The organism is Jiangella sp. DSM 45060, assembly GCF_900105175.1.
Classification (GTDB): Bacteria; Actinomycetota; Actinomycetes; order Jiangellales; family Jiangellaceae; genus Jiangella.
On sequence record NZ_LT629771.1, the window covers coordinates 3,635,853 to 3,662,500 of the forward strand.

Below are 26,648 nucleotides of genomic sequence, written 5' to 3' on the forward strand. Positions count from 1 at the left end.
GGCCTCACCCGCCGAACGCGCGCGACGCCCCCGCCCGCCGACCCCGCCCGCCGGCCTCACACCACGACCGGCTGGACGAGGGACTCTCCCAGCTAGGAGACGACTGCCGGCTCGACGTCGACCGGGAGCTGCGTCTCCTGCTGGCGGCTGACGGCCGCCGCGACGAGCCCGGTGAACAGCGGGTGCGGGCGGGTCGGCCGCGACTTCAGCTCCGGGTGCGCCTGGGTGGCGACGAAGAACGGGTGGACGTCGCGGGGCAGCTCGACGAACTCGACCAGCGTGCCGTCGGGCGACGTCCCGGAGACCACGAGCCCGGCCTTGACCAGGCGGTCGCGGTGCTCGTTGTTCACCTCGTAGCGGTGCCGGTGCCGCTCGGTGACGCGGTTCGCGCCGTACAACTCGCGGGCCAGCGTCCCCTCCCCCAGCACCGCCGGGTACGAGCCCAGCCGCATGGTGCCGCCGAGATCACCCTGACCTGAGACGATGCCCTTCTGGTCCTCCATGGTCGCGATGACCGGCTCGGGCGTCTCGGGGTCGAACTCGGCGGAGCTGGCCTGCACCAGGCCGGCCTCGGACCGGGCGTACTCGATGACCATGCATTGCAGGCCGAGGCACAGGCCGAGCGTCGGCAGCTGGTGCTCGCGGGCGTACCGGATGGCGCCGATCTTGCCCTCGATGCCGCGGATGCCGAACCCGCCCGGGATGACGACGCCGTCGACGTCGCCGAGCTGGGCGGCGGCGCCCTCGGGCGTCTCGCACTCGTCGGACGGCACCCAGCGGATGTGCACCTTGGCGTCGTTGGCGAACCCGCCGGCCCGCAGCGCCTCGGTGACCGACAGGTACGCGTCGGGGAGGTCGACGTACTTGCCGACCAGCGCGACGGTGACGTCGTGGCGCGGGTGGTGCACGCGGCGCAGCAGTTCGTCCCACGCCGTCCAGTCGACGTCGCGGAAGGACAGCCCGAGCCGCTTGACGACGTAGGCGTCGAGGCCCTCGGTGTGCAGCACCTTCGGGATGTCGTAGATGGACGGCGCGTCGACGGCGGCCACGACGGCCTCGGCGTCGACGTCGCACATCAGCGAGATCTTCTTCTTCACGCCCGCCGGGATGGGCCGGTCGGACCGGCACACGATGGCGTCGGGCGTGATGCCGACCTGGCGCAGCGCGGCGACGGAGTGCTGCGTCGGCTTCGTCTTCAGCTCGCCCGACGGCGCGAGGTACGGCACCAGCGAGACGTGCAGGAAGAAGCAGCGGTCGCGGCCGACGTCGTGGCGGACCTGCCGCGCGGCCTCGAGGAACGGCAGCGACTCGATGTCGCCGACGGTGCCGCCGATCTCGTGGATGACGACGTCGACGTCGCCGTCGCCGATGGAGATCATGCGGTCCTTGATCTCGTTGGTGATGTGCGGGATGACCTGGACGGTGTCGCCCAGGTACTCGCCGCGGCGCTCCTTCGCGATGACGTCGGAGTACACCTGGCCGGTGGTGACGTTGGCCGACTTGGTGAGGTCGCGGTCGAGGAACCGCTCGTAGTGGCCGACGTCGAGGTCGGTCTCGGCGCCGTCCTCGGTGACGAACACCTCACCGTGCTGGAACGGGTTCATCGTCCCGGGGTCGACGTTGAGGTACGGGTCGAGCTTCTGCATGGTGACCCGCAGGCCGCGGGCGGTGAGCAGGCTCCCCAACGAGGAGGCGGTGAGCCCCTTACCGAGGGAGGAGGCGACTCCTCCGGTCACGAACACATGGGTGGTCGGCTGCAAGGCCAAGAGGGGCTCCCGTGGTCAATCCGTCAACTAGCGGCTCGGCGACGAAACGCTGAACCTTTGCTCCACGGACCTCCAGCCTAACAGTCCCGGAGCACCGCGCGGGCCGACTCGCCGCACCGCGTGTTCGCCGTCGTAGAACTTGATGAGATCTTTCCCCGATCGGGGTGGCTTGCCGATCTTGATCCGGTACGTTTGGCTTCGGCCACTTTCCCCCGTGGTGGCCACCGCCCCCGCCGGACTCGCGGCTGGCGGGGGCGGACCAAGCCTGCGTCAGCGCCCGGTGAGGTCCCGGCAGAGGTCGGCGACCAGCCGGGCGTTGTCGTCCTCGTCGGGCCACGTCTCTGCCTGCTTGCGGCCGCGCTCGCCCAGCTCGGCCCGCGCCCGCGGGTCGTCGAGCAGGGCACTGACGGCCTCGGCGACGGCCGCGACGTCGCCCACGGGCACGATCGTGGCGCCGTCGCCGACCAGCTCGGGCACGCCGCCGGCCGCCGTCGTCACCACGGGCAGGCCCACCTGCATGGCCTCCTGGATGACCAGTGGGCGACCCTCCCAGACCGACGTCAGCACGTAGATGTCCGCGGCGCCCAGCAGGTCGGGGATGTCGGAGCGCCGGCCGAGCAGCCGCACCGGCAGGTCGTCGCGGTCCACGGCCGCGGCCAGCTCGGCCTCCAGGGGGCCGTCTCCGGCCACCACGACCAGCGGCGACGGGATGCGCGCGGCCCAGCGGGCGGCGGCCGCCAGCAGGACGTCCAGGCCCTTCTGCTCGGCCAGCCGGTTCACCGCCAGCAGCAGCGGCCGGTCCCCCGCGCCCAGCTCGGCCCGGACGGCGTCCGCGTCACGCTTCGCAGGCTGCACCCGCGGCGCCGCGACCGGGGCCAGCCGGACGTCCGGGGCGCCGAGCTCGCGGGCCCGGGCGACGAGGTCGGACGAGACGCCGAGCGTGACGTCGGCCCGGCGTGCCGCCAACCGTTCCAGGCCGGCGATCAGCACCCGCTTCGGTCCGGTCGCGATGACGGCGTTGTGCCAGGTGGCCAGCAGCGGGACGCGTCCGGTCCGCCGGCGGCCGAGCGCCAGCCCGGACAGCGCGGCCGCCCGGAACCCGTGCGCGTGCACGACATCGGTGCCGCGGAACGCCCGCCGCAGCCCTCGGACCGCCGCGAGGTCGGCCGGCGGGTTCGGCGCGCTGCCGATGCGGACCGGCGCGAACCGGGCGCCGGCCCCAGTGAAGTCGAACCGTTCCTCGGTCTCCGGCGGGCCGGCCACGCCGACCTCGATGCCGAGCCCGCCCAGCCGCTGCACCAGCGACCGCACGTGCATGCCGACGCCCCCCGCCGTCATGCCGACGACGATCGTCAGCCTCATCGCTCTCCTCTCTCCAGCCCCATGATCATCAATGATCCGACCCCCCATAGGTGGTTGGATCATTGATGATCATGGGCGCAACCCGCGCAGCACCGGCCAGGCCAGGGCGCCCGCGACCACCGTCACCGTCGCCGCGGCCGCCACGCCGGCGACCACCAGCGACACCGCGGACCCCGGCCCGAACGCCGACGCGACCGCCCACCCGGCCGCCCCGCCCGCACCCGCCGCCACCGCGCCCACTACGAACGTCCGCGCCACTCCGGCCAGCGCCACGCCGCCGGAGTCGCGCACCATGCCGGCCAGCAGCAGCACGCCGGCCACGCTCAGCCCGGCCGTGTGCGCCACCCCGAGCGCCGCCGTCGTGCCGTCCTCGCCCACCGACGAGGTCAGCGTGATGGCCAGCACGATGACCACCAGCCAGCCCCCCGCCGTGGCCGCGGCCGCCGTCTTGCCCCGTCCGCGCGCGTACAGGGCCCGGCCCAGGTGCGCGACCAGCCCGTAGCCGACCAGCCCCGGCGCGAACGCCACCAGCGCCCACGCCATGCGCTCCGCCGGCGCGTCGCCGGCGCCGATGGCGGCGAAGAACCGCGCGACGGGCCAGGCGACGGCCGTCAGCACCGCCGCACCCAGCAGCGACACCAGCACGACCGCCCGGGTCGACCGCGCCAGCACCTCCGCGTACGCCGGCCGCGACGTCTCGGCGTGCTCGGACAGCCGCGGGAACGCCGCCGTCGCGATCGGGACCGCCAGCACGGCGTACGGCAGCAGGAACACCATCCAGCTGTTCAGGTAGGTCACCGCGCCGCCGGTGCCGCCGTGCTCGTTCGACATCAGGTACGACGTCAGGTATGCCAGCTGCTGCGCGACCAACGTCACCAGCCCAGCGCCGGCCAGCACGACGGCCCGCCGCCTGACGCCGTCCGGGAAGCGCAGCGTGGGCCGCAGCCCGGTCACCCGCAACAGCATCGGCAGCAGCGTCGCCAGCGCCAGCGCGAGCACCCCGAGCGTCGTCCCGCCGGCCAGCACCAGCTCGTCGCCGCGGTCGACGGTGCCGAGGTCGTTCGCGTCGCCGGTGAACACCGCCCCGAACGCGACGTACGCCCCGGCCACGACCAGGCTCGACACCACCGGCGCCAGCGCCGCCGCCAGGAACCGGCGGTGCGCCTGCAGCGTGCCGGCGGTCACGACGGCGATGCCGTACAGCGGGATCTGCGGCAGGAACAACAGCAGCATGGAGCGCCCGACGGTGACGCCCTCGGAGCCGCCGGCGTCGCCCAGCATGACCTCCATCAGCGGTCCGGCGATCAGCACGCCGAGCAGCGCCACCGGCACCAGCAGCACCAGCGTCCAGCCGAGCAGCGCCGACACCGTCTGCCGGACGTGCTCGTGGTCGCCCCGCCCGGCAGCGGCGGCCAGCAGCGGGACGACGGCGCCGGCCAGCGCGCCGCCGGCGACGATCTCGAAGACGACGTTGGGGATCGCGTTGGCCGTGGCGTACACGCTGCCGAGCAGCGTCTCGCCGACCTGCGACTGGAAGACCAGCTGGCGGCCGAAGCCGACCACCCGGGCGAGCACGCTGACCACGGCGATCAGCGCCGCGCCCCCGGCGATCCCGGCGGCCGCCCCGGCGGCGACCCGGCGCGCGCTCACCGGGTCAGCGCTGGCGGCCGAGGCCGTCGAGCTCGCGCAGCACGGGCGTGCGCTCGATGACCTTGGTGAAGCTGACCTTCTCGCTGGCCAGCGTGAGTCCGGTGACGACGGCGAGGTGCGCCAGCCGCGCGGCCCGCCCCTCGCGGGCGACCAGCGCCAGCCCGAGCAGCGCGCCCAGCGTGTTGGCGCCGGCGTCGCCGAGCATCGTGCGTTCGCCGAGGTCGTCCGGGAGCAGCGCCAGCGCGGTGCCGACGGCGGCCGCGCCGACCGGCGCCGCGGGGCCGCCGAGCACGGCCGGCGCGTGCAGCAGCACGGTCTTGTTGGCCCGGCCGGGCCGGAGGTCGAGCAGGTTCAGCAGGTTCGCGTGGCCGGCGATCGCGGCGCCACCGATGGCGGCGTCGACGACGTTGTCGCTGACCAGCGCCCCGCCGATGACCCCAGCCGCGCCGATGACGCCGATCTTCACGACGCCGCTGGTGACCTCGCCGGACTGCAGCGCGCTGAGGTGGCCGCGCAGCCCCTTGCTGGACGTGCTGCCGAAGAGGTCGTCGTAGAGCCCGACGGCGCCGACGGCGACCGCGGCGCTCACCCCGGCGGTGCGGGCCCGCGCCGTCAGCCCCGGCGCGACGGCGACGCCCGCCGCGGCACCCGCGGCGGCGGCCGGGCCGGCGGCCAGCGTCAGCGTGGAGCCGCGGAAGTTCTTGCGCTCCCACAGCTCGGCGCCGCCGGGCTTCGCGTCACCGATCTTGCGGGCCGCCAGCCAGGCGACCGCGCCCGCGGCGCCCGCCGCGACCAGCGAGCCGACGACGCGCCTCACGACGAGCTCCCCTCGGTGGGCTCGTCGGTGACCGACGCGCCGGGTTCCTCGGGCACCGGCGGCAGCGCGCCGTCGGTCTCGCCGACCACGCCGTACTGGCCGGAGCCGCCACCGGCCTGCTCGCTCAGTGCGAAGACGACGGCCGCGCGGCCGCTGGGCAGGTCGACGGAGTCGACGGTGGACACGACCTCGGCGAGGTCGCCGTTGTCGCGGATGGTGCGCAGCAGGCCGTCCTCGGCGGTCGAGGCGGGACCGGCCACGACGGTGCCGGCGTCGGCGGCGTCGATGCTGCCGACCAGCGTGGCCAGCCGGTCCAGCCGGTCCTCCGCGTCGTCGCCGGAGACGTTGCCCGCGACCAGCACCGCCATGGACGGCGCCACCGACGCGTCCTGCTCGAGCGTGATGAGGTCGGACTCCTCGAACGCCGTGACCGTGGCGGTGTCGATGGTCTCGTGCGAGGCGCCGGGCTCGGTGGGCGGCGCCATCAGCGCGGACGCCAGCACGGCGGCGCCGCGGGCGTAGCCGCCGCCCTCGGTCGGCAGCTCGGTGCCGGACGACACGAGCTCGGTGGCCAGCTCGTCGAGAGTCGGCTCGGAGTCGGGGTCGGTCCACGTCGGCTCGATGCGCACGGTGAGGTCGGCCGTCGCGCCGGCCTGCGCCAGCGTGTCGCGCACGGCGGTGACGGTCTCTTCGTCGGCGCCCGGCAGCGCGATGACCCCGACGTACTCGCCCTCGAGCTGGCCGGTGACCAGCCGCGGCGTGACCTCCTCGAGGAAGGCCTGCTGGTACGCGGTGTCGCGTTCGGTGTCCTCGAGCTGCTGGCGCAGGTCGCGGTTCTCGTCGCGCAGCGACGACGTCTGCTCGGCCAGCGTGTCGTCGACGGTGTCGCCGAGCGGGCCCGCGCCGAGCACGATGCCGGCCGCCAACGCGAAGAAGACAGCGATGATCGAGACCAGGTGGTAGCGAAAGTCGATCACGTCAGAAGAGTCCCTTGACCCAGAAATAGAAGCGGTCCCACCACGAGCCGACGATGTCGAGATAGGCCTGGCCCGTCGGGGTGGAGTACATGGCGGCGACGACCGCGGTGATGCCGGCGACGACGAGCACGGCCAGCATCCACGCCGGGACGCTGCTGTGGTAGAGCCGGCTCACGCCCTTGGCGTCGACCAGCTTGCTGCCCACCCGCAGCCTGGTGAGGAAGGTGCTGGCCATGCCGGAGCGGCCCTTGTCGAGGAACTCGACCAGGGTGGCGTGGGTGCCGACGGCCACGATGAGGCTGGCGCCCTTGTCGTCGGCCAGCAGCATGGCGATGTCCTCGCTGGTGCCGGTGGCCGCGAACGGGACGCCGGACAGCCCCATGCGCTCGAGCCGTCCCAGCCCCGGCGCGCGGCCGTCGCGGTAGGCGTGCACGATCAGCTCGGCGCCGCTGGACAGCGCGTCGTCGGACACGGAGTCCATGTCGCCGACGATGATGTCGGGCTTCTGCCCGACCTCCAGCAGCGCGTCGGCCCCGCCGTCGACGCCGATGAGGACCGGGTCGTACTCGCGGATGTACGGCCGCAGCGTGACGAGGTCTTCCTTGTAGTCGTACCCGCGCACGACGATGAGGACGTGCCGGCCATCGAGGTCGGTGCGGATCTCGGGCACGCCGACGCCGTCGAGGAGCAGCTCGCGCTCGCGCTTGAGGTACTCCATGGTGTTGGCGGCGAACGCCTCGAGCTGCGCGGAGAGACCCTCGCGGGCCGCGCTCATCAGCTTGGCGAGGCTCTCTTCGTCGTGCCGGATGCCGGCGCCGACGGCCTCGCCGGTGCCCTCGCGGTAGAGCGTGGTGCCGTCGACGCGGACCCGCTCGCCCTCTTTGATGGCGCTGAAGAGGTCGGGGCCGACGTCGTCGACCAGCGGGATGCCGGCCCGGACGATGATGTCGGGGCCGAGGTTGGGGTAGCGGCCGCTGACCGACGGGCGGACGTTGACGACGGCGCCGGCCTGGCAGGCGACGAGCGCCTCGGCGGAGACGCGGTCGAGATCGAGGTGATCGATGACGGCGATCTCGCCCGCTTTGAGCCGTTTCGTGAGGTTCTTGGTGCGGTGATCGAGGCGCACGACGCCGCTGACCCCGGGCAGGTCATCGGGCTTGCGGCGGCGTAGTGCAGGCATCCTCACCAAGCGAATCCTGCCATGTCCGGGCCCGTAACACCGCATCGGTCCGGTGTGTGTTGGCCGATTCCCGCAGGTTCACCGGGACCGCGACGGACGATCTCCGGGCCGGGTCCGGGACGGGTTCCGGCCGGCCCGGCGGTCACCGGCGAGCCGGCGCGATGCGGATCTGCGCCGCATGATCGACGACGCCGTCGCCGGACACGCCCGGGAACGCCCGCCCGGCCGGGTACGCCGTCAGCGGCATCGCCGCGCTCCCCCGTCAGACCAGCAACTTGGCCTTCTGCGACTGGAACTCCTCCGGGCTGAGCACCCCCTCGTCGCGCAGCCGCGCCAGCTTCGTCAGCTCGTCGGCCGTACTCGCGCCGGCGCCGTCGCTCGCCGCGTCGCGCACGTACTCGCGGAACGCTTCGTCACGGCGCTGGTAGTCGGCGGCCATCCGCTCGGCCATGCCGGAACCACGCGCGATCAGGTAGATGAGCGCACCGAACAGCGGCAGCACCAGGATGAAGACCGTCCAGAGCGCCTTCGTCCAGCCGCCGAGGTCCTTGCTGCGGAACACGTCGGTGAGCAGTGTCACCAGCAGCCAGATCCAGGCGATGAACAGGAAGAACCAGAGCATCGTCAGGAACAGGTTCAGGAGCGGGTAATCGTCCATGGTCCACCTCCGACCGACAGCCTGGCCCGCGGCGGCCGCGTGCTCCTCACCCCTCGCGGGTGATCCCGGGCGGCTCGCCCTCGCCGCGCTCGCTCTCCGCCCGCGCGACGCTCAGCCGGTGCGCGATCTGCGACGACGCGACGGCGAACAGCGCGCCGATCACGACCAGGTCGAACACGATCTGCACCATCGCCGCGATCCGCGCCTCCTGGCCCACGGCGTGCACGTCGCCGTAGCCGACGGTGCCCAGCGTGACGATGCTGAAGTAGAGGGCGTCGGTGCGGGTGCTCAGGCCGGCGAACTGGCCCGGGTCGTTGCGTTCCATCAGGTAGTACGCCAGCGCGAAGAACACCACCACCACGTAGAGCACCGCCAGCAGGCCGGACACCCGCGCCCGCGTCTGCCCGAGGTGAGCGGCGAATCGGCGGACCTCGTGCAACGTCAGCCAGATCAGGCCGGCCACCCCGGCGGCGAACGCCACCGCGCCGACGACCTCGCCCAGCTCGTCCGGCGCACGCAGCGGCAGCGTGTAGTAGACCAGGATCGTGCAGGCCAGCATGCCCGCACTGCGCAGGACGTTCCTCACCGTGCCGCCTCCCTCGGCGGGTCGTACACCACCGCCGTCCCCGCCACCACGTCCCCGACGGCGCGGGTGTCGCGGCTGACCAGCGTCCACAGCACCCCGATCGGGAACACGACCGTGACGACGGCGCGCACCAGCGCCCGGCCGACGCCCAGCGGCCACGTCCCGGGCGACCGGCCCGCCAGCGTCACGACGCGCAGGCCGAGCACCTGCTGGCCGGGCGTCCGCCCGATCAGCGCCCAGCCCGTGGCCAGGTAGGCCACTACCAGCACCGAATGCCCCGCGCCGTACGCCCACCCCGGCAGCGACGGCAGCGCGAACGGCGGTCCCTGCACCGTGTACCGGATGCCGCTCAGCACCACACCCACCAGCGCCGTCGCAGCGGCCACCACGGCGACGTCGACCACCGCCGCCGCGGTCCGCGACACCAGGCCCGCCCCGCTCACGGCGGCGCTCGCCCCGTCCCGTCGCCCGCGGGCTCCTCGTCCACCGCACTGTTGCGCTCCGGCGCGGCCGCCACCCGGACGCCGTCACGGGGTGGCCGGCGCAGGACGACCCGGTCGACGAAGCCGTTGAGCACCCGGTCCGCGCCGGCGCTGCGCACCCGCACCGCGTCGACCGTCTCGGCGGCCATCCCGGCGCTGGACTCGCGCACGATCCGGCCGAGGTCGATGTCGTCCAGCACCTGCTCGACCAGCTCAGGCACCCGCAGCCGCACGATGACGGCGTCCAGGTCGACCCGCTCCACCACGGCGTCGACGTCCACCCGGCTGACGGCGGCGTTCAGGTCCACGCGGCGGACCACGCCGTCGAGGTCCACGCGCCGCACGATCCCGTCCACGTCGACCTCGTCCAGCACGGCGCCGACGTCGGTCACGGCGACAGCGCCCACCACCGAGCGCCGCCACGCCGACCGGAACAGCAGCGCCGCCTCACGCTCGTTCCGGCGCTGCTCCTCGCGGCCGATGCGGGCCAGCCGGTCCACCCGCCGCGCCACGCCCGTCCGCCCGGCAACGACCGCACCGGCCCTGACCAGCACCGACGCCGCTGCCTCGATCGGCATCGCCACCCCCGCGGCGACGTCGAGCGTCCGGCGGCTTGTCAACGCGGCCATCCCGAGCGCCGCCTCCCCCAGCCGTCCGGCCGCCGCGATCACCGTCGCGCCGGTCTCCGCCCGGGTCGCGCGCCGTTCAGGCGGAGGCGGCGGCGCGGGCCGGCCGTCCGCCGTCCGCCCGTTCTCCGTCCGCCCGTTCGCGCTGGCCGGCCCCGGCTCGCGCGGCGGCGCGACCAGGCTCGTCAAGCCGCGGACCGTCAGCCCGGCCCCGCCCACAAGCACGCGCCCGAACCGTCCGGCCGCCCGGACCGCCGCGGGCCGCTCCGTCCCGTTCGCGCCCATCGCGCCACCTCACCCTCACGGCAAGGCTCCCGCGGACACCTCCGGCCGGTCCTCACCCGCGTCAGGTGATCCGGCCCGCAGGCTCAGATCGACGTACAGGTAGCCGAGCACGAGCGCGACGAACGGGATGGTGACGACGTAGACCAGCGCGGTGATCAGATTGATCACGTTGAACGAGCCGTCGGACACCAGCAGCAGCACGACCCCCACGAACGGCCCCGTGATCGCGCCCAGCCCCACCACCAGCGCCGCCACCGCCGTCGCCCGCCACCACTGACCGCGCACGACGTCGCGGCTGCGGTGGAACGCCGCGCCGGCCGGGCGGTCCTCCATCATGACGGCCTGGACGGCGAACCCGTTGCGCACCGCGTAGATCAGCGCGAGCGGCGCCGTGAAGACGAACAGCAGCAGCGCCCACACCACGAGCACCAGCCGCGCCGCCACCAGCGCCAGCGGCCGCAGCTTGGCCCGCACCGCCCGGTACGCCGACAGCACCGTCACCGGCTGCCCGTCGTCGAGGTCGCGCAGCGCCTGCGCCGTCGCCGCGACGACGCAGAAGTACGCGAGCAGCGAGATCGCCCCGCCCATCAGCACGACGACGAACACCGTCGCCGCGTTCTGGTCGCCGTCGGTGTCGACCAGCGACGTCAGTTCGCCGGCCTCGACCAGCAGCCACTGCAGCCCCGCCGCCAGCAGCATGACCGGCAGGTACACCAGCCCGATCCCGATGAACAGCAGCGGGTGCCGCCCGTACATGCGCCGCGCGGCGACGATGATCCGGCCCCAGCTGCGCCGCTGTCTGACGGGGTACGGGTCGCCGGGACCCCAGCGGGTGCGGCTGGCGATGGCGGCGAGCACCCCGACGATGACCGCGAGACCGAGCAGCACGGCCGGCGGGTTGCGGATCAGCTGCCGCAGCAGGTTCGAGCCGCCCTCGACGACGCCGCAGAACGCGTCGGTGGCCGTCGGCGCGAGCGACGCGCCGAGGGGGACGGTCGCGCTGGAGTCGCGCCAGCTGTCCTCCGACCAGCGGATCGGCGCCGTCCACTGGGTCTTCATGTTCGGGCCGGTCGGGCCGTTGTAGAACGCTTCCTGACGTTCGCCCCAGCGGCCGCGGAACCCCAGCCACGGGTAGCCGTCCTGGGAGCCGGCGGTGGGCACGACGTCGGTCCGGGTGCGCAGCTGGGTGTGCGGCCCGGTGGCGTCGTCGCAGCCCACTCCGGTCGCGGAGCTGGCGCCGAGGTACAGCGCCGGGCTGAAGAAGTTCGCGTGCGAGCCCTCCGCCGGGTAGACGACCGGGTGCGTGCCGTCGACGATCTCCATCTTCTTGTCGCCCCAGTCGGCCCGCTCGGCGCCGGAGTGCTGGCTGTAGCCGATGCTCGTCGGGTCGACCTCCAGCGCGGCCGCGGCGTCGGGGGCGTCGAAGACGAGCTGGATCATCTCCCAGTCGCCCTCGTGGAGGTTGTTGAAGTCGTTGAAGATGTAGAAGAACCAGTACTGGACGGCGAGCTGGTCGGGCCGCGCGGCGTCCTCGACGACCCGGCCGTAGACGGTCGGGACGGTGCCACTGCTGACGGTCCGGGCCCACTGCTCGTAGCCGCACCCCGGGTCGAGCGCGTCGCCGGGGAAGTCGAGGTGGTAGTCGAGCAGGCCGGCGCCGATGTCGTCGGCGCTCGGCGCGATGCCGACCAGGTCGTTCGTCGTCCACGGGCCGCGCAGCGCCACACCGTCGTTGTCCATCAGCACGTCGACGTCGACCGGCAGGTACGGCTCACCGTTGCCGCACGGCTCCAGCTGCTCCCTGACGCGCACGACCGGCGCGTACCGCTCGACCAGCTCGTCCTCCTCCGGCTCCAGCGTCCGGACGGCGGACGGCGGCGGCGCGCTCGCGACGGGAACGGCGTCGACGGTGACGGCAGCGGCCGCCCCGGCCGTCGTCGCCGCCGCGACGGGGACAGCGTCCAGAGTGACACCGGCGGGCGCCCCAGCCGTCGTCGTCGCGGCCGCCGCGGCGTCGGCCGGAGCCAGGACCGCGGGCATCGTCGTCGCCGCAACCGCGACCAGGGCGAGCAGCGCCGGCACCATGGCGATCACCCTAGCCCCGCGCCGGGACCGTGGGCGGGAGGTTCAGCGGGCCCGTTTGGAGCTGGCCGCGCTCTCGAGCAGTTCCTCGGCGTGCGCCCGCGCCGACGCCGATCCCTCGAGGCCGGCGAGCATGCGTGACAGCTCGCTCACCCGGCCGGTGTCGTCGAGGGTTTCGACGCCGCTGCTGGTGACGCGGCCGTCGTCGGACTTCACGACCTTGAGGTGGTGGTCGGCGAACGCCGCGACCTGCGGCAGGTGCGTCACCACCAGGACCTGCGCGTGCTTCGCCAGCATGGCCAGCCGCCTGCCGACCTCGACCGCCGCCTTCCCGCCCACCCCGGCGTCGACCTCGTCGAACACGAACGTCGGGACCGGGTCGGCGCCGGCGAACACCACCTCGATGGCCAGCATGAGCCGGGACAGCTCGCCGCCGGACGCGCCCTTGTCGAGCGGCCGCGGCTGGCCGCCGTTGTGCGCGGTGAACAGGATCTCGACGTCGTCGACGCCGTTCGGGCCGAAGCCGTCGCGCGGCCGGACCTCGACGACGATGCGGGCGTGCGGCATGGCGAGCGCGGTGAGCTCGACGCTGACGTCGTCGGCGAACCGGGCGGCGGCCTCGGTGCGCGCCTTGGTGATGGTCGTGGCGAGGTCGCCCAGCTCGGCGGTCAGCGACTCGCGCTCCTGTCCGAGCGCCGCGACCCGATCGTCGTCGCCGTCGAGCTCGAGCAGCCGCCGCGACCCCTGCTCGGCCCACGCCAGGACCTCGTCGATGGTCTCGCCGTATTTCCTGGTCAGCGCGGTGAGCGCGGCGCGGCGGGACTGGACCTCGGCGAGCCGCTCGGGGTCGGTGTCGATGCCGGCGCCGTAGGACGCGAGGTCGGCGGCGACGTCGCCGACCAGGTACGCGACCTCGGCGAGCCGGTCGGCCAGGGCGGCCAGCTCGGGGTCGTGGTCGCGTTCGGGGTCGAGCGCCTGGCGGGCCTGCGCCATCAGGGCGAGCACGTCCGGCGCGTCGGGCACGGTCTCGTCGCCGGACAGGTTCTGGTGCGCGGTGACGGCGGCGGTGCGCAGCGCGTCGGCGTGCGCGAGCCGGCCCTCCTCGCCGCGCAGGGCCTCGTCCTCGCCGGGCTGCGGGTCGACGCCCTCGACCTCGCCGAGGCCGAGCCGCAGCAGGTCGGCCTCCTGGGCGCGCTCGCGGGCCTTCGACGTGACCTCGTCAAGCTCGGCCTCGACGGCGCGCAGCCGCGCGTACCTCGTCGCATACTCGGCCAGCGGCTCGGCGACCGCGGCGCCGGCGTACCGGTCGAGCGCGGCGAGCTGCCGCGACGTCCGGAGCAGCCGCTGCTGGTCGCTCTGCCCGTGCACCGCGACCAGCCCGTCGGCGAGCTCGCCGAGCAGGCTGACCGGCGCGCTGTGCCCGCCGACGTGGGCGCGGGACCGGCCCTCGGCCATGACGGTGCGGCTGAGCAGCAGTTCGACGCGTGCGGTCTTCTTCTTGCCCGTGCCGGCAGGTTCGGCGGGCTCGAGCTCGGCGCCGGCCTCGGCCGCCCGCTCGGCCACCACCCCTCCGGCGTCGATCGTGACGCGGCCCTCGACCAGCGCGCGGCTGGTTCCGGTGCGGACGGCGCCGCCGTCGGCACGGCCGCCCATGAGCAGGTTGAGGCCGGTCAGCACCATGGTCTTGCCGGCGCCCGTCTCCCCCGTCACGACGGTGAGCCCGGACCCCAGCTCCAGCTGAGCGTCGTCGATGACGCCGAGTCCACGGATACGGATTTCCTCAAGCACGGGACCTCAGCCTACCGTCGCAGGGCCGCGGGACGCGGTTGCGACTTGTCGGTGGATGCGTGGTTGTTCCCGGTCGCCGGACGCTCGAACCCACGACATCCGAGCCTCGCGCCGCCGCGAGCCGCCCGGCCCCGCGAGCCACCCGGCCCCACGCGCCACCCGGCCCCACGCGCAACGCCCGGCCCCGCGAGCCACCCCGCGCGCCGCGCGGCCTGGCCGCCACCCAGGCCTCGTCGAGCCGCCGTCGAGCCTGCCCGCATCGGCCGCCGTCGAACCGCACGTCCCGGTCATGAGCGCGCGCCGCGCCAACCCTCGACCGGAAGCGCGAACTTCGCGACCAGCCGGTCGGTGAACGGGGCAGTGTGCAGCCGCGCGAGCCGAACCGGTTGCGTCCCGCGCGAAACCTCCACCCGTGCGCCGGGCGGCAGCTCGACCGCTCGGCGGCCGTCGCACCAGAGCACCGCGCCGCGGGTCCGATGCTGCACCGTGACCGCCATGACCGACGTCGGCGCGACCACGAGCGGCCGGGCGAACAGGGCGTGCGCGCTGATCGGGACCATCAACAGCGCCTCGACCTCCGGCCACACCACCGGCCCGCCGGCGCTGAACGCGTACGCCGTCGATCCCGTCGGTGTCGCCATGACGACGCCGTCGCAGCCCCACCGCGACAGCGCCCGCCCGTCGATCTCGGCGACGAGGTCGAGCATGCGCTCGCGGCTGGCCTTCTCGACACTGACCTCGTTGAGCGCCCAGCCGACGGCGGTCCGCGTGCCGTCGTTCCGCACGGCGACGTCGATGGTCATGCGTTCCTCGACGACGTAGTCGCGCTTCACGATGTGGTCGACGGTGAATCCGAGATCGTCGACCTCGGACTCGGCGAGGAAGCCGACGTGGCCGAGGTTGACGCCCAGGATCGGCGTGCCGGTGGGCCGGGCGACCTCGGCGCCGCGCAGGATCGTCCCGTCGCCGCCGATGACGACGACCAGTTCGCAGCCGTCGGCCGCGTTCGGATCGCCCTCGGCGACGACCGCCGCGACCCCGTCGGACTCGGGGATGTCGATGTCGTGACGCTCGTCGGCCATGACGCGGACGTCGATGCCGGCCGCGCCGAGCTTGCCGATCACCTTCGCGGCGATCTGCCTGGCCTCCTCGCGCCCGGTGTGGGTGACGAGCAGCACCGTGCGGGTCATGGCGGCCCTTCCTCTACAGCGCGCTGGACGTCTTCGGGGCGGACCTCGGGCGCGCCGGAGCGCAGCCAGAGGAAGTACTCGACGTTGCCGGAAGGGCCGGGCAGCGGGCTCGCGGTGACGCCGTTGACACCCAGGCCCAGCTCGCCGGCCGCCCGCGCGACGTCGACCACGGCCTCGGCCCGCAACGCGGGATCGCGCACGACGCCGCCCTTGCCGACCCGTTCCTTGCCGACCTCGAACTGCGGCTTCACCATCAGCGCGAAGTCGGCGCCGGGCCGGCTCACCGTCACCAGCGGGCCCAGCACCAGTCGCAACGAGATGAACGACAGGTCGCCCACCACGACGTCGACCGGCTCGCCCACGATCTCCGGCGTCAGCTCACGGACGTTCGTGCGGTCGTGCACCTCGACCCGGTCGTCGGAGCGGATCGACCACGCCAGCTGCCCATACCCGACGTCGACCGCCACCACCGACGCCGCGCCGCGCCGCAACAGCACGTCGGTGAAGCCGCCGGTCGACGCGCCGGCGTCGAGACACCGCCGCCCGGCGACCGTGAACCCGGCCGGCTCGAACACATCCAGGGCGCCGGCCAGCTTGTGACCGCCGCGCGAGACGTACTCGTCGCCCTCGGCCGGCTCGGTCACCAGCACCGCGTCGGCCGGATCGACCGCCGTCGCCGGCTTCGTCGCCACCCGCCCACCGACCATCACCCGGCCATCGCCCACCAGCGTCGCCGCGTGTTCGCGCGAACGGGCCAGGCCACGGCGCACCAGTTCCGCATCGAGACGTCGTCGAGGTGGCACCGCGCGATCAGCCTTCGCCGTCGCCGGAGCCGGCGCTGCCCGTGTCCTCGCCCGGCGCCGACGCGGCACCAGGCTTCGACGTCCCGCCAGACACCAGCCACCCGCCAGGCGTCGGTCCCGCGCCGGGCGTCGGTCCCGCGCCGGGCCGCGGCGATCCACCGGCCACCGGCGCGACGCCAGGCGACGGTGATCCACCGGCCGCCGCCCCCGCGCCGGGCCGCGCCGAACCACCGGCCACCGACCCCGCACCAGGCGTCGCCGAACCACCGGCCACCGACCCCGCACCAGGCCTCGCCGAACCACCGGCCACCGACCCCGCACCAGGCCTCGCCGAACCACCGGCCACCGCCCCCGCACCAGGCGTCGGCGATCCGTCAGTCGTCCGCACCGCACCGGCTGCCGGCCGTGCGCCAGGCTCTGCGGCGTCACTGGGCGAGTCCGCCGCGCCGTGGCCGTCATCGCCGAAGTCGTCGTCGGCCACCGCGTCGGGCTCGCCGGACAGCCGGTCCTGCAGCACCTGATGGACCCACTCGACCACCGGGGCGTGCTCGTGCACCGGCAGACCCTCCAGCGCCTCGAGCGTCCGCACCGCCTCGTCGACCTGGGCGTCTCCGCTGCCGCCGTCGTCCGTCAGTTCCTGCATGACGACAACGCTAGTACGGCCGCGTGGGAGCACGGGTGATTCGGGCGGCATCGAGCGCGGCCCGGACCGACGCCGGGCCGGCGACCGTCCCGTTGCCGGCCTCGGCGGCATCGGCCGCGGCCCAGGCGGCGCCGCACGCCGCTCGCAGCGCGTCGAGCCCGCCTTCACCTGTACCGTCGCCGTCGACGCCCCCGCCGTCGACGCCCCCGCCGCCGGCTCCATCGCCGCGCGGGCCGACCTCGTCCGCCGTGACCCGGGCGATCCGCAGGGTCCCACTGTCGACGACCGCGTGCCAGTCGCCCACCTTCGACTCGCCCGCGCGAACCGACAACGCCTCCGCCGGCCATCGCAGCGCCCGTAAGTCGAACCCCACGTAGGTCGGACGCAGCCGGGGCGGTGCGAGCACGAGGTCGATCGGATCGGTCACGCCGGTGAGTACCAGCAGGCTGTCCGCGCCGGACGCGTTGGCCCCCTCGATGTCGGTGTCGAGACGGTCGCCGACCACCAGCGGCCGCTCCGCCCGCGAGCGCAGCATGGCCTCGCGGTGCATCGGTGGCTCCGGCTTACCGGCGACTACCGGCTCGCGCCCGGTGGCCGTTCGAATCGCGTCGACCAGCGTGCCGTTGCCCGGCGCCCGTCCGCGGGCGGTGGGAACCACCGGATCGGTGTTCGTGGCGACCCACGGCAATCCGGAGGAGACCGCGTACGTGCCCTCCGCCAGCATCGGCCAGCCGACCTGTGGTGAGAATCCCTGCACGACCGCGACCGGGCCGTCGTCGGCGCTCGACACCGGGATCAGGCACTGTTCGCGCAGCGCCACCTCGAGCCCTTCGCCGCCGACCACCAGCACCTTCGAGCCGCTAGGCAGCTGCTCGGCCAGCAGCCGCGCGGCCGCCTGAGCGGACGTGACGACCTCGTCGGGCCGTGCTTCGACGCCGATCTCACTGAGATGCGCGGCGACCCGTTCCGGCGGCCGCGAGGCGTTGTTGGTGACGAAGGCCAGCCGCATGCCGGCCGCGCGAGCCACCTGCAACGCGTCGGGCGCGTGCGGCACCGGGTGGTCGCCGACGTAGACGACGCCGTCGAGGTCGAGGAGGGCGACGTCGTAGGTCTGGGTCAGGGGATGCACGGCACCCATCCTCCCAGCAGGTTCCCCCGGTGGTCGTGGCCGGGCAGCGGGTGCGGCCCGCGTACCATCCGCTAGATGACCACCGCCGGGCCGCCGCTGCGGCTGACGCCGTTCCGCGCGACCACGTACGCACCCGGCGCCGACCTGGCCGCGGTGGTATGTCCGCCGTACGACGTGATCGGTGACCGCGCGCTCGCCGAGTTCGAGGCGCACGACCCGCACAACATCGTTCACCTGACGCTCCCCCGGCCGCTGCCGGGCGACGGCGACCGGTACGCCCGGGCCGCGCACACGCTGCGCGAGTGGCGCGAAGCCGGCGTGCTGCGCCGCGACCCGTCTCCGGCGCTGTACGTCTACCAGCACGTGACCACCGGGGGTTCGGCGATCGGCCTGGTGGGCGGCGTCGGTCTGGACGGACCCGTTCTTCCACATGAGAACACCTTTCCCGGCCCGGTGGCCGACCGCGCCGCGCTGATGAGCGCGACCCGGATGCAGCTCGAGCCGATCCTGCTGACGTATGACGGCGGCGGCGCGGCCAGCGAGGTCGTCGACCACGCGGCCGGCACGGAGCCGCACCTGGAGTTCACTGTCGCCGGCGAGTCGCACCGGCTCTGGCGCGTCGACCAGCCCGACGCGCTGGCCGCCGTCGCCGCCGACCTGGCCGGCCGGACCGCGTTGATCGCCGACGGGCACCATCGGTTCGCCGCCTATCGCGCCGTACACGCCGCCGACCCCGTCCCTGCCGCCACCGATCACGGCCTCGCCCTGCTCGTCGACGCCGCACGGCATCCGCTGGAGCTGCGCGGCATCCACCGCAGTGTCTCGGGGCTCACCCTCGACGAGGCGGCGACCACCGCGGCGAAAGCCTTCGACGTCGTCGCGCTCGCTGCCGACGACGACCCCGCTGCCGCACTCGAAGCCGAGCGAGGCACCGCGTTCGTCATCGGCGACGGGCAGCGACAGGCGCTGCTGCGCTCGCCGCAGCCGACGACACTCGTCGAGGTCGTCCCCGCCGACCGCCCGGACGGCTGGGCCGCCCTGGACGCCGGTGTGCTGGTGGACGTGCTGCTGGCTCATCTGTGGGGGGTCGACGACTCCGATCCACGCGTGACGTACCACCACGACCGCCGGGACGCGCTGCGCGCGGCCGGGCGCGGTGCAGGGGTCGCCGTGCTGGTGCGACCGCCCGCGCTGGCGGACGTCCTGGCCCTGGCGGCCCGCGGTGAGCGGATGCCACGCAAGTCGACGTCGTTCGGGCCGAAGCCGTGGACGGGGCTACTGATGCGCGACCTCACCGCCGACCAGGACTAGGCGCCTCTCGGTCTGCGGATCGGGCTCCGGCGGCCGCTGTGCCGCTGCCGACGCACTTGCGGCGCGCTTCCTCGGTGTCGGCGGTGGTTCGCGGGCCATGAAGTTGGCCGTCTCGACCTCGATCTCGAACGTGCTCTGTCCAGGTCCGGCGCCCGACCGCCAGAACCGGCGGCGAAGCGCCCCCGTGATCTCGACCGTGTCGCCCTCACCGAGGAGACGCAGGTTGCGCCGCTGCGTCGGCCCCCACGCGGTGCAGGTGACGGTGTCCACGCGGCGCGGTGCGGGCGGGCCCGCCGGTGGACGTGGCCGCTGGACCACCAAACGAGTCGTCACGATCTCGTCGCCGCTGGGCAGCATGACAGCCTCGGGTTCGACGGACAGCCGGCCGATCAGCCGGACCTCGTTGGTGTGCTCGACGGGGCTCGTACTCGTGCTCATCGTGCGGCTCCTTCGGGTGAATGGGAAGTGGATCTGGTCCCATCGTGGGCGGGGATGAAGGAGCTCGCAGCTGCGGAATCGCGAATTGTGGATGAGCGGGCAAAGTGATCGAGGCTGTGGACAAGGGACGGCTCGGGGGGACTTCGCGCGCCGAATCACCTGCGGCAACGGGCCGGCGGTCGTTGCGGGGCCGCGACGGCGACGGTGGCCGGGCTCGGACCGGGGTGACGTCCCTTGGCGTGGTGGAGTTCCCGGCCCGCTTGAGCGTCGTCGTGTCGACGGTGGCGTAGGGCGGCCATCGTGCGACGGTCAGTGAGACCTGACTAGGGATCTCACGAGAGGACACGAACGCACGATGGCCTTGGACCATGCTGCCCTACTTGAGGTGCTCGAGGCGATGCGGGCCGCTGACGTGGACGATCGGGTTCGCACCGCGGCGCAGGCGATGTATCAGGCGTTGATCGAGGCCGAGGCGACGGCGGTGATCGGCGCCGGTCCGTGGGAACGCAGCGCGGATCGGACCGCGCACCGCAACGGCTCGCGACCGCGGACCCTGTCGACCACGGCCGGGGATCTGGAGTTGCGCATTCCCAAGTTGCGCACCGGGTCGTTCTTCCCCTCCCTGTTGGAGCGGCGCCGCCGAGTCGACCAGGCGTTGTTCGCCGTGATCATGGAGGCCTACCTGCACGGGGTGTCGACCCGCAAGGTCGACGACCTGGTCAAGGCGCTGGGCGCGGACAGCGGGATCTCCAAGTCGGAGGTGTCGCGGATCTGCGCCGACCTCGACGCCGAGGTCTCCAGCTTCCGGGACCGGTCGCTGGCCGATCAGGCCTATCCGTACGTGTTCCTCGACGCCACCTACTGCAAGGCTCGGGTGAACCGCCGCGTGGTGTCCCAGGCGGTGGTCATCGCCACCGGCGTCACCGCCGACGGGCGCCGCGAGGTGCTCGGATTCGACGTCGGTGACAGCGAGGACGGCGCGTTCTGGACCGCGTTCCTGCGCTCGTTGAAGGCCCGCGGGCTGGGCGGTGTCCAGCTGGTCATCTCCGACGCCCACACCGGCCTCAAGCACGCCATCGCCTCGGTCCTGCTCGGGGCGGCCTGGCAGCGCTGCCGGGTGCACTTCCTACGCAACGTGCTCGCCCAGGTCCCCAAGGGCAACGCCGAGATGGTGGCCGCAGCGATCCGCACGATCTTCGCCCAGCCCGACGCCGAGCACGTGCACGAGCAGTTCGACGTCATCGCCACCATGCTCGGCCGGCAACTACCCAAGGTCGAACAGATGCTGCGCGACGCCAGTAACGATCTCCTCGCGTTCACCGCGTTCCCGATCAGTCACTGGAAGAAGATCTGGTCCACCAACCCGCTGGAACGGCTGAACAAGGAGGTCAAACGCCGCACCGACGTCGTCGGAGTGTTCCCCAACCCCGCCGCCCTGCTCCGCCTGGCCGGCGCTGTCCTGGTGGAGGCCCACGATGAATGGCAGGTCGCCGCCGAACGCCGCTACCTCTCCGAAGCCTCCATGGCGCTACTCACCACACCCACCACCAAGGAGGTGGCCAAACCCGAACTCATGACGGCATGATCTAACCCACTGACCCCGCACAGTGGTCGAAGAACTCCACCTCTCAGCGGGACGTCACCCGGACCGGGGTGGACCGCCGTCACGACCGACGCGGACCGCTCGCCGGGACGGCGCGCTCAGCTGCTGGCCGATCAGCCGTCGCTCGGTATCGACGGTGCCGCTCAGCCCATGCGACCGTCGGCCGCCGGACCGCGGCACCGTCCACCCCGAACGGCACGCTAGCCCGCTGGCCGATCAGCCGTCGCCCGGTATCGGCGGTGCCGCTCAGCCCATGCGACCGTCGGCCGCCGGACCGCGGCACCGTCCACCCCGAACGGCACGCTAGCCCGCTGGCCCAGCAGCCGTCGCCCGGTATCGGCGGTGCCGTTCAGCCCATGCGATCGTCGGCCGCGTCTACTCCGAGCGCGCACAGCTCGGCCAGATGAGGGCGGAGCGGATCGCTCGGTCGTCAACGTGGCGGCGCGACTCCGGGATGCGACCGTTGGCTCGCCCGTCCGCGCGACCGTCCACTCAACGCACACCGCTCGGCCACGATCACAGCAGGACGGACACCGGGTTGTCATCGTGACGCCGCCGCCGTTCCCCGGCATGCGGCCATCGATCGCCGGTCCGCGCGAACGTCCACTCACCCACACCGCTCGGCCACGATGACGGCAGGCGGGGCCATCCGGTCGTCATCGTGACGCCGCCGTTCCCCGGCATGCGACCGTCGATTGCCGTCCGCGCAGCCGCCGTCCACCCGAGCGCAGACCGCTACACCACGACCACGGCAAGGCGGACCGCACGGTCGTCGTCGCGCGACGGGCACGGGTGATCGATCATCGCTCTGTTCCAGGGCAACGCGATCGGATGGCCGGTCGCACGTGATCAGCTTGTCCACCCATCCACCGGCGCGGCGGCAGCGTGCGCCGCTATCCCAGGTCGAGTTCGGCCGCCCGCTTGGCGTTGCGGCGGCGCGGGCCGTCAGTCCTCGCCCAGTTCGGCCGCCCGCTCGGCGGCGTCGGTCTCCTCGTCGACGTCGGCTTCGGCGGCGCGGAGGAACCAGCGGCGGGCCTCCTTGTCGCGTCCGGCGGCCAGCAGCGCGTCGGCGTAGGCGTAACGGAGGCGGGCGACCCACTCGGCGCGAGCGTTCGAACGCAGCTCGGGGACCTGCAACGACACGGCGGCGGCCTCGTGGTCACCGAGATCGCGGCGGGCGCCGGCGGCGACGATGAGCATCTCGACGCGGCCGGCGGTGTTCAGACCGGTGACGGCGGGGTCGTGCGAGAGGTCGAGGGCACGCTGCGGACGGCCAAGGCCGCGTTCGGCGTCGGCCATCATCGGCAGGTACTCGGCCGATCCCGTCATCCGGCGGGCGGCCCGCAGTTCGGCAAGCGCGTCGGCGTACTTGCCGGCCAGATACGCGGCGACGCCGGCGGCCTCGCGGACCACGCCGATGCGGCCGGCCTTCCGCCGCGCGGCCATCGCGTGCTCGTACGCCTGCTCGGGGTCGTCCTCGAGCAGGCGCTGCGCCATCACCAGGTGCCGGGCGACGGCGGCGGACATCTGCCCGGACAGCGCGCTCAGTTCGGACCTGATCTCCTCATCCAGCTCGCGGCCGGTCACGTCCTCGTCGACGATCGGGTCCGGAACGCGGGGCGCGCTGCTCGGTCCCGGCGCCGTGCGGAATCCGTCGCCGCCGTCGGCCGGGCCGCGAGAGGCGCTTCCGCGCGGACCACGGTCGCCGCCGCCACGACGCTCGCCGCCCGGGCGATCGCTGCCACGGCCGCCACCACCCGAACGGCCACTCGACGGGCCTCCGCCCCAACGGCCGCCACCCGAGTCGGAACCGCGGCCGCCGCCGTACGAGCGCTCGCCGCCGCGGGAGTCGTCACCGGAGCGGGGACGGTAGGGACGGTCTCCGGAGGAGCGGCCGCTGCCACGGGAGTCGTCGCCAGAGCGCTGGCCGTATGGGCGGCCACCGCCAGGACCGCCTCGGCGTTCGCCGCCGCCACCCGAGCCACGGTCGTCGCGGCGCGGGGAGTAGGAGCGGCCGCCACCGGACGGGCGGCCGGAGCCGCGGGAGTCGTCGGGGCGGTTGTAGGAGCGGCCGCCGCCGGAGGACCGGTTGCCGCCGCGGGGGTCGTCGCCACGGGGGCCGGACGGGCGGCCGGAGCCGCGGGAGTCGTCGGGGCGGTTGTAGGAGCGGCCGCCGCCGGAGGACCGGTTGCCGCCGCGGGGGTCGTCGCCACGGGGGCCGGACGGGCGGCCGGAGCCGCGGGAGTCGTCGGGGCGGTCGTAGGAGCGGCCGCCGCCGGAGGACCGGTTGCCGCCGCGGGGGTCGTCGCCACGGCGGTCAGAGGGGCGGCCGGAGCCGCGGGAGTCGTCGGGGCGGTTGTAGGAACGGCCGCCGCCACGAGAGTCGTCGTCGCGAGAGGGGTAGGAACGGCCACCGGACGGGCGGCCGGAGCCGCGGGAGTCGTCGGGGCGGTTGTAGGAACGGCCGCCGCCGGATGACCGGTTGCCGCCGCGCGGGTCGTCACCACGGCGGTCAGAGGGGCGACCGGAGCCGCGGGGGTTGTCGTTGGGACGCGAGCCGGAGGAACGGTTGCCGCCGCGGGAGTCGTCGCCGGAGCGGCGGCCGGAGCCGCGGGAATCGGGCTTGCCCGGGCCGCCGGAGCCACGCCGAGGGGCGCCTCCGCCGGATCGGTCGTCTCGGCCACCGCCGCTTCGCCCAGCTCGGCCGTCGTCGGACGGATCCGGCGTGCCTTGGCGGTCGGGACCAGACATCGATGATTCCTCTCGTTCCGCTGGCGGTCACCCACATTCTCCACCGCCGGCCACCGATCTGGTGTATCGGGCCGGAGCCGGGTGCCCGCCAGTCGGGCGGCGGACCGCGCCGCGGCGTCGCCTACGCGGCGGGCTGGGCTGGTCGGGTGGTGGTGGACGTGGTGAAGGCCCACCCCGGTGTGTCGTGGGGTGGGCCTTCACTTGGGTGTGTGTCCGGCGGTGTCCTACTCTCCCACCCCCGCTAGAGGGCAGTACCATCGGCGCTGGAGGGCTTAGCTTCCGGGTTCGGAATGGGACCGGGCGTTTCCCCTGCCGCTATGACCGCCGGCACGTCTATGGAGTTGTCACCAGCCATCCCGGCACCGTCCACCACAACCGCCCTGTGGGGGTGTGGTGTGTGCCTGGGGGTGGTGCCTGTTCGTTGGAACAGAACCGTATAGTGGACGCGATTTGTCTTCAGCAGGTCACCCCGGTCCCGCGAACGGGGGTGGGGTGTGTGTGGTCAAGTCCTCGGCCTATTAGTACCGGTCAGCTTCACCCATTGCTGGGCTTCCACGTCCGGCCTATCAACCCAGTCGTCTAGCTGGGGGCCTTACCACGTCAACCGTGTGGGAGACCTCATCTTGAAGCAGGCTTCCCGCTTAGATGCTTTCAGCGGTTATCCCTTCCGAACGTAGCCAACCAGCGGTGCTCCTGGCGGAACAACTGGCACACCAGAGGTTCGTCCGTCCCGGTCCTCTCGTACTAGGGACAGCCCTTCTCAAGTCTCCTGCGCCCGCAGCGGATAGGGACCGAACTGTCTCACGACGTTCTAAACCCAGCTCGCGTACCGCTTTAATGGGCGAACAGCCCAACCCTTGGGACCTGCTACGGCCCCAGGATGCGACGAGCCGACATCGAGGTGCCAAACCATGCCGTCGATATGGACTCTTGGGCAGGATCAGCCTGTTATCCCCGGGGTACCTTTTATCCGTTGAGCGACAGCGCTTCCACAAGCCACTGCCGGATCACTAGTCCCTGCTTTCGCACCTGCTCGACCTGTCGGTCTCACAGTCAAGCTCCCTTGTGCACTTGCACTCGACACCTGATTGCCAACCAGGCTGAGGGAACCTTTGGGCGCCTCCGTTACCTTTTGGGAGGCAACCGCCCCAGTTAAACTACCCACCAGGCACTGTCCCTGATCCGGATCACGGACCGAGGTTAGATATCCAGTACGACCAGAGTGGTATTTCAACGTTGACTCCACCGACACTGGCGTGCCGGCTTCACAGTCTCCCACCTATCCTACACAAGCCGAACCGAACACCAATACCAAGCTATAGTAAAGGTCCCGGGGTCTTTCCGTCCTGCTGCGGGTAACGAGCATCTTTACTCGTAGTGCAATTTCGCCGAGTCCGTGGTTGAGACAGTGGGAAAGTCGTTACGCCATTCGTGCAGGTCGGAACTTACCCGACAAGGAATTTCGCTACCTTAGGATGGTTATAGTTACCACCGCCGTTTACTGGCGCTTAAGTTCTGAGCTTCGCCCTTGCGGGCTAACTCGTCCCCTTAACGTTCCAGCACCGGGCAGGCGTCAGTCCGTATACATCGTCTTGCGACTTCGCACGGACCTGTGTTTTTAATAAACAGTCGCTTTCCCCTGGTCTCTGCGGCCATCAACGCTCCCGGAGCAAGTCCGTTCACGTATCCGGCCCCCCTTCTCCCGAAGTTACGGGGGCATTTTGCCGAGTTCCTTAACCACGGTTCACTCGATCGCCTTGGTATTCTCTACCTGACCACCTGTGTCGGTTTGGGGTACGGGCGGCTATGGAACTCGCTAGAGGCTTTTCTCGACAGCATAGGATCACCCACTTCGCCGCAATCGGCTCGGCATCCAGCCTCGGGCGCTACTGTGGCGGATTTACCTACCACGGCCCTGCACTGTTACCCCGGGACAACCATCGCCCGGGATGGGCTACCTTCCTGCGTCACCCCATCGCTTGCCTACTACCGGTTCGGATCCCACGCTCCCCCACCAGGACTCCCGAAGGAATCAAGGCGGGTTCGGATGGTTAGCATCACCGGGCTCGGCATGGTCGCGCCACAACCGGTACGGGAATATCAACCCGTTGTCCATCGACTACGCCTGTCGGCCTCGCCTTAGGTCCCGACTTACCCAGGGCGGATTAACCTGGCCCTGGAACCCTTGGTCATTCGGCGGACGGGTTTCTCACCCGTCTTTCGCTACTCATGCCTGCATTCTCACTCGTGTAGCGTCCACGACTGGGTCACCCCGCCGCTTCAACCGCCACACGACGCTCCCCTACCCAACCACACACCTGAACACCCCTCCGAAGAGAGATGCTGGGTCATTGTGTGATTGTCACAGCTTCGGCGGTGTGCTTGAGCCCCGCTACATTGTCGGCGCAGAATCACTTGACCAGTGAGCTATTACGCACTCTTTCAAGGGTGGCTGCTTCTAAGCCAACCTCCTGGTTGTCTTCGCAACTCCACATCCTTTTCCACTTAGCACACGCTTAGG

Annotated in this window: 20 protein-coding genes and 2 rRNA genes (1 of these 22 only partly in view); 2 read left to right on the top strand and 20 right to left on the bottom strand. The window is 72.6% G+C overall.

Annotation, left to right across the window (positions count from 1 at the left end; translation table 11 throughout):
• Nucleotides 1-92: 92 nt before the first annotated feature.
• From BLU82_RS16345 to BLU82_RS16420, 16 genes are all read right to left on the bottom strand, one after another.
• Nucleotides 93-1,742, bottom strand: coding sequence for a CTP synthase (locus BLU82_RS16345; protein WP_092622231.1), 1,650 nt, complete (start codon nucleotides 1,740-1,742; stop codon nucleotides 93-95).
• Between the two features lie 294 nt (nucleotides 1,743-2,036).
• Nucleotides 2,037-3,128 carry a glycosyltransferase gene (locus BLU82_RS16350; protein ID WP_197682987.1) on the bottom strand — a complete coding sequence of 364 codons (1,092 nt, stop codon included), beginning with the start codon at nucleotides 3,126-3,128 and terminating at the stop codon, nucleotides 2,037-2,039.
• A gap of 69 nt (nucleotides 3,129-3,197) precedes the next feature.
• Nucleotides 3,198-4,778: a murein biosynthesis integral membrane protein MurJ gene (gene murJ / locus BLU82_RS16355; RefSeq protein ID WP_092622233.1), complete on the bottom strand. Its 1,581-nt coding sequence runs from the start codon at nucleotides 4,776-4,778 to the stop codon at nucleotides 3,198-3,200.
• 4 nt (nucleotides 4,779-4,782) lie between these two features.
• Entirely contained in the window at nucleotides 4,783-5,595 is an 813-nt protein-coding gene (locus BLU82_RS16360) for a hypothetical protein (RefSeq protein ID WP_092622234.1), read from the bottom strand.
• Nucleotides 5,592-6,572: a copper transporter gene (locus BLU82_RS16365; protein ID WP_069112939.1), complete on the bottom strand. Its 981-nt coding sequence runs from the start codon at nucleotides 6,570-6,572 to the stop codon at nucleotides 5,592-5,594. The genes BLU82_RS16360 and BLU82_RS16365 overlap by 4 nt, the downstream gene beginning before the upstream one ends.
• Before the next feature lies 1 nt (nucleotide 6,573).
• The gene (gene steA, locus BLU82_RS16370; protein WP_197682988.1) at nucleotides 6,574-7,752 is read right to left on the bottom strand and encodes a putative cytokinetic ring protein SteA; all 1,179 of its coding nucleotides are present in this window, start codon (nucleotides 7,750-7,752) and stop codon (nucleotides 6,574-6,576) included.
• A gap of 262 nt (nucleotides 7,753-8,014) precedes the next feature.
• Nucleotides 8,015-8,410: an SHOCT domain-containing protein gene (locus BLU82_RS16375; protein ID WP_092622237.1), complete on the bottom strand. Its 396-nt coding sequence runs from the start codon at nucleotides 8,408-8,410 to the stop codon at nucleotides 8,015-8,017.
• A 46-nt stretch (nucleotides 8,411-8,456) separates the two neighbouring features.
• Nucleotides 8,457-8,996 carry a potassium channel family protein gene (locus tag BLU82_RS16380; RefSeq protein ID WP_197682989.1) on the bottom strand — a complete coding sequence of 180 codons (540 nt, stop codon included), beginning with the start codon at nucleotides 8,994-8,996 and terminating at the stop codon, nucleotides 8,457-8,459.
• Nucleotides 8,993-9,439, bottom strand: a complete 447-nt coding sequence (locus tag BLU82_RS16385; RefSeq protein ID WP_092622239.1) for an RDD family protein — start codon at nucleotides 9,437-9,439, stop codon at nucleotides 8,993-8,995. Before BLU82_RS16385 ends, BLU82_RS16380 begins: the two co-directional genes overlap by 4 nt.
• Nucleotides 9,436-10,389 carry a hypothetical protein gene (locus BLU82_RS16390; RefSeq protein WP_092622240.1) on the bottom strand — a complete coding sequence of 318 codons (954 nt, stop codon included), beginning with the start codon at nucleotides 10,387-10,389 and terminating at the stop codon, nucleotides 9,436-9,438. The genes BLU82_RS16385 and BLU82_RS16390 overlap by 4 nt, the downstream gene beginning before the upstream one ends.
• 15 nt (nucleotides 10,390-10,404) lie before the next feature.
• A complete protein-coding gene (locus BLU82_RS16395) occupies nucleotides 10,405-12,474 on the bottom strand; it encodes a Vps62-related protein (protein ID WP_157741048.1) in 2,070 nt (689 codons plus the stop codon).
• 42 nt (nucleotides 12,475-12,516) lie between these two features.
• Entirely contained in the window at nucleotides 12,517-14,259 is a 1,743-nt protein-coding gene (recN, locus tag BLU82_RS16400; RefSeq protein ID WP_092622242.1) for a DNA repair protein RecN, read from the bottom strand.
• A 287-nt stretch (nucleotides 14,260-14,546) separates the two neighbouring features.
• Nucleotides 14,547-15,449: an NAD kinase gene (locus tag BLU82_RS16405; protein ID WP_092622243.1), complete on the bottom strand. Its 903-nt coding sequence runs from the start codon at nucleotides 15,447-15,449 to the stop codon at nucleotides 14,547-14,549.
• The gene (locus tag BLU82_RS16410) at nucleotides 15,446-16,252 is read right to left on the bottom strand and encodes a TlyA family RNA methyltransferase (RefSeq protein ID WP_092622244.1); all 807 of its coding nucleotides are present in this window, start codon (nucleotides 16,250-16,252) and stop codon (nucleotides 15,446-15,448) included. Before BLU82_RS16410 ends, BLU82_RS16405 begins: the two co-directional genes overlap by 4 nt.
• Nucleotides 16,253-16,259: 7 nt before the next feature.
• Nucleotides 16,260-16,895, bottom strand: coding sequence for a hypothetical protein (locus BLU82_RS34210; RefSeq protein WP_157741050.1), 636 nt, complete (start codon nucleotides 16,893-16,895; stop codon nucleotides 16,260-16,262).
• Between the two features lie 10 nt (nucleotides 16,896-16,905).
• Nucleotides 16,906-18,033 carry an HAD-IIA family hydrolase gene (locus BLU82_RS16420; RefSeq protein WP_092622246.1) on the bottom strand — a complete coding sequence of 376 codons (1,128 nt, stop codon included), beginning with the start codon at nucleotides 18,031-18,033 and terminating at the stop codon, nucleotides 16,906-16,908.
• A 66-nt stretch (nucleotides 18,034-18,099) separates the two neighbouring features.
• Here BLU82_RS16420 and BLU82_RS16425 point away from each other — a divergent pair, with 66 nt between their 5' ends.
• A complete protein-coding gene (locus BLU82_RS16425; RefSeq protein WP_092622247.1) occupies nucleotides 18,100-19,335 on the top strand; it encodes a DUF1015 family protein in 1,236 nt (411 codons plus the stop codon).
• Here the strand turns inward: BLU82_RS16425 and BLU82_RS16430 are convergent.
• Nucleotides 19,300-19,773 carry a single-stranded DNA-binding protein gene (locus tag BLU82_RS16430; RefSeq protein WP_092622248.1) on the bottom strand — a complete coding sequence of 158 codons (474 nt, stop codon included), beginning with the start codon at nucleotides 19,771-19,773 and terminating at the stop codon, nucleotides 19,300-19,302. The genes BLU82_RS16425 and BLU82_RS16430 overlap by 36 nt on opposite strands.
• A gap of 355 nt (nucleotides 19,774-20,128) precedes the next feature.
• Between BLU82_RS16430 and BLU82_RS16435 the strand changes: the two genes are divergently transcribed.
• On the top strand, nucleotides 20,129-21,358 hold the full coding sequence (locus tag BLU82_RS16435) for an IS256 family transposase (protein WP_092622249.1): 1,230 nt from the start codon (nucleotides 20,129-20,131) through the stop codon (nucleotides 21,356-21,358).
• Nucleotides 21,359-22,321: 963 nt separating this feature from the next.
• Here BLU82_RS16435 and BLU82_RS35150 read toward each other — a convergent pair.
• The 3 genes from BLU82_RS35150 to BLU82_RS16450 form a co-directional block, all read right to left on the bottom strand.
• A complete protein-coding gene (locus BLU82_RS35150) occupies nucleotides 22,322-22,963 on the bottom strand; it encodes a hypothetical protein (protein WP_197682990.1) in 642 nt (213 codons plus the stop codon).
• A 1,375-nt stretch (nucleotides 22,964-24,338) separates the two neighbouring features.
• A 5S ribosomal RNA gene (gene rrf / locus BLU82_RS16445) occupies nucleotides 24,339-24,456 on the bottom strand.
• Between the two features lie 169 nt (nucleotides 24,457-24,625).
• Nucleotides 24,626-26,648 (bottom strand): 23S ribosomal RNA (locus tag BLU82_RS16450); it runs 1,098 nt beyond the window's last position.